General features: G+C 51.1%; 6 protein-coding genes and 1 pseudogene. 1 reads left to right on the top strand and 6 read right to left on the bottom strand.

The features are described 5' to 3' along the window. Positions 1-257: 257 nt before the first annotated feature. The 6 genes from AB7M26_RS20800 to AB7M26_RS20775 form a co-directional block, all read right to left on the bottom strand. Positions 258-1,673, bottom strand: coding sequence for an argonaute/piwi family protein (locus AB7M26_RS20800; RefSeq protein ID WP_429385975.1), 1,416 nt, complete (start codon positions 1,671-1,673; stop codon positions 258-260). Continuing rightward, positions 1,663-3,132, bottom strand: a complete 1,470-nt coding sequence (locus AB7M26_RS20795; protein ID WP_429385973.1) for an SMEK domain-containing protein — start codon at positions 3,130-3,132, stop codon at positions 1,663-1,665. Before AB7M26_RS20795 ends, AB7M26_RS20800 begins: the two co-directional genes overlap by 11 nt. 274 nt (positions 3,133-3,406) lie before the next feature. After that, positions 3,407-4,546, bottom strand: a complete 1,140-nt coding sequence (locus AB7M26_RS20790; RefSeq protein ID WP_429385972.1) for a hypothetical protein — start codon at positions 4,544-4,546, stop codon at positions 3,407-3,409. Between the two features lie 154 nt (positions 4,547-4,700). Continuing rightward, positions 4,701-5,660 carry a restriction endonuclease gene (locus AB7M26_RS20785; RefSeq protein ID WP_429385970.1) on the bottom strand — a complete coding sequence of 320 codons (960 nt, stop codon included), beginning with the start codon at positions 5,658-5,660 and terminating at the stop codon, positions 4,701-4,703. A 978-nt stretch (positions 5,661-6,638) separates the two neighbouring features. Next, the gene (locus AB7M26_RS20780; protein WP_429385968.1) at positions 6,639-6,974 is read right to left on the bottom strand and encodes a hypothetical protein; all 336 of its coding nucleotides are present in this window, start codon (positions 6,972-6,974) and stop codon (positions 6,639-6,641) included. 1,884 nt (positions 6,975-8,858) lie between these two features. After that, positions 8,859-9,914 carry an AAA family ATPase gene (locus AB7M26_RS20775; protein WP_429385966.1) on the bottom strand — a complete coding sequence of 352 codons (1,056 nt, stop codon included), beginning with the start codon at positions 9,912-9,914 and terminating at the stop codon, positions 8,859-8,861. Between the two features lie 621 nt (positions 9,915-10,535). Here AB7M26_RS20775 and AB7M26_RS20770 point away from each other — a divergent pair. Then, positions 10,536-11,703 (top strand): annotated as a pseudogene (locus AB7M26_RS20770) (restriction endonuclease). Positions 11,704-12,116: the final 413 nt, after the last annotated feature.

The following is a 12,116-nucleotide window of genomic DNA, read 5'->3' as shown; positions in this document are numbered from 1 at the left end:
CTATGAAGGGCTTGTAGGGCGTGCCCGCTCCGGGGCGGCTCTCGCAAGCCAAGCCTGGCCATGAATGGCCTGTCTTGGCCCTGCGGGCTTCGATCCTCACGCCTGCGCGCTCCGCCTGCCAGGCCCCCAAGTGCCGATGAGCCACCTTCGCTCATCCAAGGATTGCAGTTGAGAGTGCCGTTGCCCGAAGTTCAAGGTCGCTGATTCCCGTCCTGTCGGGCATGCCTAATGCCCCAGAGCTGAAGGGCCTAAATACATCACATGTAAAAGCTATAGCTGACCTGTGGCTTCTCCGAGGTGGCCACGTATTTCATGATGTCCCCGACCTTGTTGGCGCACTCCAAAGTGATGGGCAGGCGTCCATCAAGCTGGGTGTTGTTCCAGTTCATCTTGGTCAGGCCAAGGATCTCCTTGCACAGGTCTTCCAGGGATGAGTCGCTTTCGAACGCTTCCACGCGCAGCGGGCTTGGGATGTACATGCCTGGGTACGTCTTGTAGAAGTCGACAATCCCCTTCGTGTAGAGCACGCCCTGAGTTTCCGACAGGCTCAACAGTGTCCCCCGGGTTGGCGGGTAGTTCTTGTCGCTGAACAGCCGGATATCGGTGGATGTGATCGACACCAGGTCTTTTGTCCTGATCCCCTTGGCATCCAGCACCCTGGAAAACCCTGATACTTCGGTAGGCCTGAACCGGCTGGACTTGTGGATCACGACGCGAGCGGGCTTCTGCATCAGCGCTTTTTCATACTCCGCCAATGCGCTGTCGAGCAGCTCGTAGGCCTGAGATTCGTCCATGTAAGGGCGCCTGTCCCGCTTGTCCAGGGACACTGGTGCACCGCGCAGAATGACCCCATGGCCGAACTCGTCGAACACTTGAGCCAGGCTGGTCGAGACGGTTTCGCCATCCCGGCTCTTGTAGAACCCAATCCCGATGTAGCAGGTCTTGGGCTTGAACTTGTCCTCGACCAACCGCCACGGCACAGTGCGGTTGCCCTTGTAGTAGAGGGCGGTGCAGAAATTCCAGGCCTTGGTGGCGAGATCTTGCTGATCGATCGAGGGTTTGACGGACAGGATGGTCTTCTCGCGAACGAGCTGCAGGGGAATGCCCAGGTGCATGCAGCGCGCTTTCAGAAGTCGGCGGAAGTTGTGTTCCAGGTAGGCTTCGAGCGACTCGGTGTCTTTGTCCCCAGTCGCCTTGGTCAGAGAGTCGAAGATGTCATTTGGGACAACACAGACGATCACGTCGATGGAGCGGTTCTCGGACAGAAATCGGATCTGCTCGTAGTAGAGCTCAACGCACTTCACGACACGGTCTTCACGGGCCGTGATCTTCGATATGTTGTTGATTTCTGATTTCTGCAGGGTACGTGTGTACTGGGGAGAGGACAGGATTTTGGTGTAGAACCCATGGTATTCATCCACGCCACCAAACCCCCTGAACAGATTAGGAAACTTGGTTTCTTCTTTTCCGACGATTCCGCGTTTGCATTTGTCCAGCCATTCGTCCAGGAGATCAACACCTTCACCGCGCCCGACGATGCCAATGCGTAACTCGCTACGCCGCAGCTCATCGCGTTTGTCATAAACCCCCAGGGTTTCGATGCCAGTCCTAGGGCATATGTGCGCGCCGTTTCCGAACTCCAGCATTGGCTCTTTGAGGATTTTAATCTTCAAGGGCTAACTCCTCATCAAATTCAGCGCCGACTTGTTCGCCGTCTACCAGTTTTTCTTCGCAAGTGATCTCTAATAACTCGCCGAAGAATTCTATTTCATTCGCTGATCTGTCCAGGGCAGGAGTCGAGGCAGAATTATTAGGCGAAGCGTTAGTAGTGGGGTTATTGGTTGAGCGTAAGTAGTAGGCCAGGAATCGAACAATGTTTCGTACGCTTTGGTTGAACTCAAGTCTTTTTTGTTTTGATAGCAAATCTTCATGGAAGCGAGACTTGCGATTTCCGTCATAGGTATAAAGCCAGCTTGGCACAACGAGTGCGTACCACTGCTGCGCAATGCTGGTAAAGCTCAGTTCGAATGATAAATGAACATGGTGGGCGAGCCGCGTGGGTTCTCGCTTGGACATCACCTTCTCGTACACTCGACGGGTTGATTTCTTTTTTCCTATCCAGTCTTCTTTGCGGCCTTCGTCGTCTGGGTTGTGGGGCTTGAAGAAATAGAACTTGTCTCGGCGGTCGTACACAATGTTGTGAGGCTTGACGATCTCACGTACATGATTATTCAAAAGTAGCTTGAAAATATTTATGTTGTCGTCGATCTCAGACTCGGAGAGGTCTCGGGACTCAAGTGCTTCAATGGTGCCTACATCAACAATATTTCGGATGCTGGAGTTGTTGATGTCCTCGAAGGTGAAGATTCGATTCTCGAAAACCACCCAGTCATCCGTGCCAGATCCATTGAGCAGTAGAGCCATCTTCACAAGGCTTTGCCTGGAGCAGCTATTTTTTCGGAAGTTCAGGTGTTCGCGGGCTTGCTCAAGGATTGAGGCCTCATTCAGCAACAGTTCGGCGACGTATATTGTTTCAGGCGGTGTTACTGTAATGAGGTTGGAAGTCAGTGTGTGAGATTGAAGGCCTTCCTCAGCATTGAAGTCCAGGTATGCCTTGATGTCCCCCAAGATGATCTTGAAGTCATTCAGCACCCGCTCCTGAGCGGGGATTCGAAGCCCGGACACCTTGGCCAGGATGTCGCCAAGATCAATGATGTGGTTCTTCGTCGAAAACTCGAATGCTCCGTTTGTGATGGCGTCAATCGCGTACTGGCTGTAGGAAGCCTGCTTATTGGTCAGCATCAAAACATACAGTTCATCAAACGTGTTGTAGAACTGCTTGTCGACGAAGTGGGTCAAGGTCTTTTTGACCTTTTCCAGGGAAGTGGTGGCGGTAACCTGGAAGGCGACACGGTCATGGTCATCACCCAGATCGATGCCGGGGAAGTTTTTCTGCCGCCTATTGAGGTTGATCAGGTTGGGTAGGTTGTAGGCCGCTTTCAGGATCGGAATCAGCGCATCTTCCAGCGACAGGTTGATGTCAAGCCTGCCTTGTTTGGTTGATAGGTCAACCTGGTTAATGATTCTGCTGACGACATCCCTTAGTTCATTCTCAATCTCTAACTGTCTCAATGCTAGACACTTCCCTATTGACCGAATCGATAGTGGTGCTGATACGAGAGCTGAGGCCGCTGGGCCTATTCTAGGCCGCTGGGAGTGGCATTATACCACCATGGATTGAGCGTCTGTTCTGGGGGTATTGCCAACCCCTTTCTGCACGGCTGCACGCTGCACTTGGCAGGCAATTCTATGTTGGTCAGGTGAGCTGGTTACGCTGGCATCGGGTGCACAAGAGCTGAAAAACTAAATCAAGGCTCTCCATCGATTGTGCACGACCAGTGGCTCCTCAGCTGCCTTCAGCAGTGGGGCTCTCGGCGGACTCGGCCAAACCCAAGAGCTGCTTCCTCACGTCGGGTTCACATTTGTGGCAGGCAAAGTATTTGATTCTTTCCATGTCACCTGTGACAAATTCATCGCATCTCTCACACGCGACGGCTCCCCAGCCACGGTCGAAGCACGATACGCAGCTCCACATGCCCTCGATGAAAAATACCGAGGGTTGAGGGTGCTGACACTTGTGGCAGGATGCGATGTGTACGTGGCCTTCCTCGCACCAGTCGTCTCCCTCGGGAAATTGTTTGGTGCAGAGGTCGATCAGGATCTCGGTGGTGATTTGATGGCCGCAGGCTGGACAGGCATGCAGACCCTTTTGAAAGAATTTAAACGGAGCATTGCAGCTGGGGCAGGGTAATTCTGCGTTGCACTCTTCTACCGCAGTGTCATCAACCCCGCAAACCATGCAGGTGTAGTCGGTACCCCATGAATGGGTTTCGCCGACAATTGCGGCAGGCATATGGCAATGACCGCAGGGAACGATCTTGTTGCCTTTCTTTTCCTGGATTTCGATCTGAGGTTTGAGGATCTCGAATCGGGCTTTGATGAAGTCGCCCTGACGCATCATGCGTTGGTTGAGCACCTGGAGTTCCACTGAGTAGGGTTGGAATACCGCCGCCCAGGGGCCGGTCAATAGTGCATGGAGGTAGTGCCAGGATGCCCACGCTTCCACAATCACACCGGCTTGCGTCTTACTCGGATTATCCATGCCTGAGTGGGCAAAATGGACGATCTGGTTGCGGTGCTCGCCAAGGGCCTTGAAGTTGTCGGAAGCACCCTGGTCGATTTTCTCGCCAAGAATCGATTGGATTCGTTTAAGCGCGTCATCCAGGTAGACCGATAGAAAATCTCCCACAGCAAGGCTTTGTAGGTCGCCGGTTTCGGGCTTCGCGAGCATGAGCGTCCAATGCTCTTTCATCAGTCGGGCTTTCAGGAACAGCTCGATCGCCGTGTACAGATCGACAATGGCATTCTTGGGTTTTTGCTGTAGGTGATCGATGGAGGTATTGACGAAGCCTAAGGCGTTTCGCACCAGGGCATCGAAAAGCTCTTCTTTCGACCGTCGTTCCTGTTTCAACCACCTGCGTGCCATAACTCCTCACCATGTCCGTCTAGGTTGCAAGGCGACATTGTAGGCTCGAGTTTGACCTGATGGTAGCACCATAGTGGCCAAAGCCGGCCTCCGTGAGGGAAGATCCAGGAAACCGTGCATACACCAGGCAACCCTCGGCAGGGTTATGCACCGGTCAGATGAGGATTTCCAGAAAGGGCTTCTTGTCCACGATTGCCGCATGGGATTTTGCTTTCAAGAATTTAACCAGGTCGCCTTGGCGCTGGAGTAGGTTCACTACCTCTTCCAGGGTGCACAGAAAGTTTGTCCTCAGGTTCAGGAACTCGGCGCATTCGGCCACTGCGGATTGAGTGAATCTGCTATTGGAAATGAAAATTCCCGATACGTTTGCTCGGCTCATGACTCTCACCAGGTGCGATCCAAAATCGGCCACGCCCACGGGATCTTTGAGCCACTTCATCTCGATCAGATGGATCGTACCCTCCAGTTCGATGACGCCATCGATCTGTTCTAGTGCGACAGAGCCTTCTGGGGTGGTGCGTACGAAGTTTTCCCGGACATGGATGTCGTAGGCCCTGAAGAGATCGTTGAGCACGCTTTCCAGAAGTCGACCGCGCTCATGCGGCTGCTCGTCCATGCCGAAGAGGGCGAATAGACGGTTTTTGACGTCCTCGATCTCACTACACTTATTTGCGGTCTTCTGCTGCGCTTCACGGTGAGCCGCTTGCTCCTGGTCACGCTCAGCCTCTCGCTCTTGCTGTATCCGAGTAAAGGCATCCTTCTTGTTCACGGCTTCACGGACGCTTGCCACAAGCCCCTTTGCTTTCAGGCGCTCATTATCCCAACAGGATTCGAAGTCTTCGAACTCGACGAGTCGGCGGATGACTCCGCGACGTGGGCCCAGCCCGATGTCACCACGTGCATTCAGGCGCGTTAGAACTACGCGTGCGATCTCGAACTTGGAAATGGAGTCAGGCGCGGTACGTAATGTCGCGGTGACGCTTGCCAAGTCCTCCGGCTCGACCCCTGCCCCTTGGAAGAACAATATGACGGACTTCTTCGATCTGACCTGCCGAGGGATGGTCTCGATCAAGAGTTCCAGGAGGTCTGCCGGGTAGTGAAATTGCTCAGCCATGAAAGCTCTCGCTATCCGTAACCCATCCGATGGCCCACACGGGGGAGCCCTTGCCCCTAGCATAATGGCGTCAGATAGCTGGAAGGTAAATCCCACTCTGTAAGGGCGCAGTTGGGTAGTTGCATTCCATCTGACCACCCAATTGCAGTCGACTTAACCAGACGCTTACATCGCACTTGAGCAGCACACTGGATGCCCCAGGCTGGTGAAAGTCGCCTCAAATATATCTGCCGCCATTTGGAGTGGCCAGTAACGTCTAAACACAGAAACTGGAATCACCGGTAGCATTTTCGGGCAGCAACCGACTGCGCCGAATTTGTGACGGCGAAGTCGCATTGCGAGGTGATATTGGATGCGTGCGCGGTTGTCTTTCCAAATGGAAAAAACGCACCGATGCGGTTTTTATCAAGAAGTGGCTACTGCTGAAAGGTGACCATGATAGAAGTAGAATCTATGCCGTAGAAACGGGCCATTGCTTCCTTGGCCCCCTTAATGAAGGCACCCCCGCGGGCCTATTTCGCTCCGGTGAAAATGACGGCCTCTCCGCAATCGTCTTTAGCAATGGATGTACCATCGCCAATTTCGGGCGAGTTATGCAGACTATGAGTGGCATAAACTACGATTACACGCGCAGCCGCGTCGGCATGATCTTCGACCGGAAACCCGGCGTGTTAGAGGGTATTCCATTCTGTCTTGACGTCAGTAGTCGAGAGTACCCGGAGCTTTGGCCCCAACGTTACGAGCCTTGGTCGGCTGAGCTCGAAGTTTTTCACAACCCATTCGCTCAGTTTCCCTTCCCTCGTAACGTTTTGCCGGAGGCGCAGCATTGGTTTAAGAGAGGCGACTCAATCGTTTGTGAAGCTTTTTACGAGACGTCAGTTCTTTGGTCGGAAACTCATGTGACGAACAAAAGGTAAGCCGGCGGGCCAACAAAACGAGCTTGGTTCACCGCCAGATTTTGTCGATGTCGGCTAGCTTTTAGAACAGCCGGAAAAGATTGATGTACTTACTGGCTTTACGCAGATATCTGGAGGCTAAGCGCATCCCCGCGCCTATAAATTTCACCTTCTGAAGCGTCCCCTGCCTGTCGTGGACGAAGTGAAATTGGTCGTCCAGCTTTGAACGCTCGACCAGAAGCTGTTGGCGGCGCTTGTCATCTAAATTGGGGGCAGAAAGCTCATCGGCGATTACTTGTCGATAACCACTGTACTCTCGCTCCATTGCAGCAGCCCTCCAAGCTGATGTCACCGGCATAACCAGGCAGAGTAAAGCCGTCCCATCGAAGGCGGCGGCCACGGTGGTCGTGCTGAGCAACCCATCGCGCCATAGACCTCCTATTATTAGAAAGGGAATGCTGACGACCAACGCCAGAAAAACTGGTTGGGTCGGGTAGGCTACCAGTGGATGAGGGCGATACCGTATTTTTCGCATAGAGCTTCCTGGGTTTTGATAGGTGATGAGATATTGGCAGTTGTGACAATGCTTGTCTTGCCAAGTGGGTGCTCAAAAATTCAGAGCCAGGAGCGTATGCATTGAGGGCATCTTTACTTTTGATGATCCTGCATTTCTGAAACCATCAGGGTTTACCCAGCTCGCCCACTCATGTCGCGGGATAGGTAAACATCTTCAAACTTGCGAGGGGCGAACATGACGATTCCGACGCCATGGGGTGTAATTTTCAAAGCGGGAGCATGGTGCTTGCGTCGCGTCACTAGGGCACTGCTCTATAAGACCTATTCCGAGGCCCATCAAAGGTGGACGAAACGTAACGGTTTCGGCGCTCGATGGGAAAAGCTAGGAAAACACGTCGAGTATTCTCTCTATCTAACAAAGCCGACCGACGCTGAACCTCGGGTTTCCAAAGTCGCATTCCGTGCAGTCGATGCTACGGTAGTTAGATTCGATTGCGTTTTTGAGGCCGAGGGCGCAGGTCTTCGATATCAAGACGCGATAACCGTACATCACCTCAATCGCTCGCCGGTCGTTTTCAACCTCACGCGTGTCCCTTCGCAAGATTTCCTATCGCACCTCAAGGGGGATATCCGGTTTTCCGTGGAGAGCTACCAATTTCGTAAATGCTCGGTAGTACTGCAAGACGGTCAGGTATCGGAGTTCGATTCACTCACCTCGCATCTTAGTCACAACTGGTTGTTAAGTGACACGTGGAATCGCCGGTGGGGCGCGTTCTGGAACTGCAATTCGATCACTTACGCGAAGCGAGAAATTGAGATTTATTGGAAATGGGGTTTTGCTACTCGAGACGGATCTGTTTACATGCCGTTACCCAGCAGAAGGTATTCGAAGGCACCGTTTCGGTCTTTTTGGCGCAGAGCGGTAGTTTGGGTGATGACCAGACCATGGATTCTAACGATGCAATTCTGGGCAGCCATCTGGTCGCGTCAGTTCGTATTGGATGAGAATGACCGATTGCGGCGCCGATAGCTTTCAGCCTAGAGGTGGTTCCTGTATCGACCTGCGACCGGCGGTTCGGAAATATTTCTTATAGGGGGGAGCTGTATTACGTTAAGTGCCAGTTGCTAAACATCTTGGACGTTAAACTTCTGTTATGGAAGTCGGGATGTCACGCACCTACCACCATAGTTAAACTGCCGCCTTTGGGTACAGAGGGAAGCCCGGATGGCTTAGACTGAGGCTCGGTTGAGATGTCCAATCCCACGAAGGGTGTGTATCTACATTGCTTTGTGTCCTATCTAGTAAGGCGGCCCTTCAAAAAATAGGAGCCTATGAGCATAACCAATCCGAAATCTTATCAGGCGATTTGTGAGCGAGCGCTAACTTGAGTTCCATCTTACAGCCACTCAGCGGCGGAAACTGAAGTTGTTTGGGTGAAATTTCTTAGGGTCGTAAATTGGAATAGGTTCGCGTGGATGCGTGATTCGGCGTTAAATCTTTTTCAGACCTTTGAGTCTGGTAGAGCTGGCACCGGTAACAGCGTAGTTCCGGTTGCTACAGGTGCCATATAGTAATCGACGACTCAGAGCTTTCTCTGGGGTGATAGTTATATAGGGTAATCGACAGTAGTCATTTATCATGCCTTTCGTAATACTCTAAGATTGCGATTAAGGTGCGTAGCAAATTTAACGCACCTATAATAGTTCTCCATATTTTACGCATAATCACCATATTTTTCTTGGTTCCATTGTTGTGTAAATTGATGGGTATAGGGGAAACTGATTTTCAGTTTCTCCCCCATAAAATTTCTGCCAACTCGTCTCTTACCTCCAACACCTCGAAAGATGCTATTGAATCGGGCGCAATATCCATGATGGTGTCAAAATAGCAAAATGCAGTTGCACTAGAATCGCTATCGTGCATCTCAATGTGGTACTCATAGTCCGCCGAAAAGCGCGAGCGCATAGTGGGTATTTTTAAATCGCGAATCTTCTTATAGTTTTTCAGCGTTAGATGTGCGCTAAACATGCAATTTTCAAATATCTTGTTTTTGTGTGCTCGTGTTATATCTATCTGCCCTCGTGTACTCGGAATGGTCGAGAAATTGGTAAAGAGTACGTGCATTGAATCCAGTTTTTCTTTGTTTATTTTGTTCATGTGCTTGTAGTAGTTGTGCGTGCTGCTGGGTGAGTATTGACAGGTGGAATCTACGAGTAATATTATCTTGTCTGATTTTGCCAAAGTTTCGTACAGGTCTCTATTAAGGTCTAACAGTATTAGGTCGTAATTGTTTTTTATGTCGTCAAAGGATAATTTTGCCGCCTTTTTGCGAAGGATTATTTCTTCATGTTCGATGCATGATACAAATGCTGGAAGATTTTTACGTTGTTCGTTTTCTACCTCTAGTCTTGATAATTCCGAGGGGTACATAATAATGTCATGCTGGTCGTAAAAGTCTACTTTGGAAGCGAGGCGCTTTGAGTGTTTAATGTCTAGTCGGTCTTTTTCAGTATAGCCCCTGAATACTTCATCATTTGCAATTACTGCAATCTTTAAACCAGTTTGCGCAAACGATGTTGCAATCGCTACGGTTATTGGGGACTTTCCAATACCTCCTTTATAAGCAGTGATACTAACCACCTTTGCGTGTGGCCAAGTGATATTAAATGTGCGCAGAAATTGAGAGAATATGGAGTCAGGGATCTGCACCTTGGACTCTGTGCTCTCATATCCCTGCCAAGACTTGACGCTTCTCTCCACCGCCATGGCAGCTTTTTTTGCAGAAATACCTTTAGATTTTCGAAGTGCTTTTAACTCTTCAGGTCGAATCTTTCTTGCCATCGTATGTGTCCTCTTTTGGTTCGCAAAATATACGGCAGTCATGTTTCAGCCGAATAGAGGAAAGTGTTTCCTCTTGACGTCCGTGTTTTAGTGTGCTTTGTGGCTTTGGGTGGAAGAGTTGACCTGAAGGCGAATGAGTTGTGCGGTGACTTTTGGATCATTAAGATACGTCGCCCTGGTGTGTGGGGCTCCTCATATTTTCCAATACTAGAAAGGTAATCTGATTTATTTCGATGCTGTCCATCTTGCGGCTTTCGAGCCACCGAAACCTGACACTAAGCGGCCGTATGGGGGATCGAGGAGTTTGCTAGTCTCATCTCGATCCATGCTTATGGCGCCGAAACATGGGAACAAGACTTTGTCCCGACCTAGTGCCAGCAGCTAAACATGAGGCGATTTTGCATCGCCTTGAAGACGTCAATAGCTGAGCTGCTTTTTGGTGCACGTAGGGAGAGGTATGTTCTGTAGTTATAGGTGCTAAAGCAACGTTAGGGGAAGGCAGTTCATACCCATAATTCCGAAGCATTAGGTTCATGGACGAGCGGATGGCATTGCGCTATGGTCGCTTGCAAGATTGGCGGGAATCCGCGTTATGGCTTCGGTAGGGAAGGGAAGGACGAAGTGATTTATCAATGCAATGGATGCAACAGAACCACTTTTGAGACAGCCTGCCCCGTGGTGCATGGGCTCCCAGGTGTCGCCGTCATCTGAGCTCACTTTGCGTCACTTAACTCCGCTGGATCCTTCGTTCTACCCCGATTTCCAATACAGATCCAAAGGCTTGATCAAAGACTTCCTCGGTAAGAAGAAGGAGCAGGCTCAGCTCAATGATCTTCTGAACAACGTATTGAGAAAATACGCGGAGCTGAAGCAGCCATACTTCACGAACTTCATTCACACGACTCGTGAAAGCGCAGGTAGCAGCGATGACGCGGGCGTACCTGGGCCACGTTTGGATGGTGTGTACAGCGAGAGGGAGCTGTTCAGGGAAGTCTTGATTCGCAAAGGCTTTGACGAGCTTGAAGGGCTTCCATCTCTCTTGGACAAGCTGCTGCAGACCACCGCCTACAACTCTGCTTATCTGGGCTTCTCCAGAGAGCTGACCCGCCACATTCGAACCGATCTTGCCGACACTCTACGTTTTTGGATTGAAGAGGCAGGAACGACGTTCAGGTCTGACCTGGCCCTGTTCTATTACTACCTTTGGGAAAATGATGTCCCCTTTCCCAATGTCCAATTCAATCCCCAAGCAGCCACCACATCCGGCGTACCACTCCTGCCGCTGCAGACTTTTCGGAATGGCTTGAGCCTATGTGAGGAGATTTATTTTGACATTCTCGTCGAGCGGCTGGGATCACAGCTGGAGCATTTCAATCCGAACCAGTTCATCACCATGTACTTGGTGGATGCCATGGACGGGTTTCAATTCGAAGCTTTCTTGGTCGAGATCTTTCAGACGATCGGATACGACGTTCAGGAGACCAAGAAGACGGCTGATCAAGGCGCCGACCTCTTCGTTACTCGTTTTGGCAAAAATATGGTCATCCAGGCTAAGAACTACTCTGGCTCTGTAGGCAACGCGGCTGTCCAGCAAGCCATTTCCGCTAAAGCCTTTTACGGGTGTGACGAGGCCATGGTAGTTACGAACTCGTACTACACGAAATCCGCGAAGGAATTGGCTGGTACAGCAGGCGTACGGCTGATTGACCGGGATGGTTTGCAGAGCTACTTGGATGATTACAACCAGAAGCTCATTGAGGTCTTCCAAGCTGAGGAAGCAGAGAATTGATTTCGAGCATAAGGCAAGCGCAGAGTGGTGCGATCAGAGGAGAGGTTTTGTTCAATGCATTCTGGATGTGAGGCATCGGTTTCACGTAAATGGGGAATTCGCTCCTTCGGGCCAATGGGCCCGGCTCACCTAATCAGCTGAGTATCTCCTTAATGATAGACGCAACATTTCTGGCATCGTCTATCCCTCGGTGATAGGTACCCTGCCAAACCAAGCCCATCGTCTCCACCGTTTGCCTAAGTCCCTTCGGCTGATTGTCGTAAAGACCTCTATGCCATTTCCATACGTTGTCGTGCGACAGGCCTGAAAGAAGGGAAGGGCACGCAGCAAATCCAGCATCGCGCTCTAGCGGTCTCGCATCATAGTCACCCCACGACGCGCAGGCAGTGTTTGGATACGCGTGACAAGTTTGT

This window comes from Pseudomonas sp. F-14 TE3482 (genome assembly GCF_053629455.1).
The sequence above is the reverse complement of the archived record's forward strand: the minus strand, read 5'-3'. Positions and strand labels throughout refer to the sequence as shown.

Bases quoted from the DNA above. Each gene is read 5' to 3' on its own strand.
- AB7M26_RS20790 (WP_429385972.1), bottom strand. From the start codon at position 4,546: ATGGCACGCAGGTGGTTGAAACAGGAACGACGGTCGAAAGAAGAGCTT.
- AB7M26_RS20785 (WP_429385970.1), bottom strand. From the start codon at position 5,660: ATGGCTGAGCAATTTCACTACCCGGCAGACCTCCTGGAACTCTTGATC.
- AB7M26_RS20775 (WP_429385966.1), bottom strand. From the start codon at position 9,914: ATGGCAAGAAAGATTCGACCTGAAGAGTTAAAAGCACTTCGAAAATCT.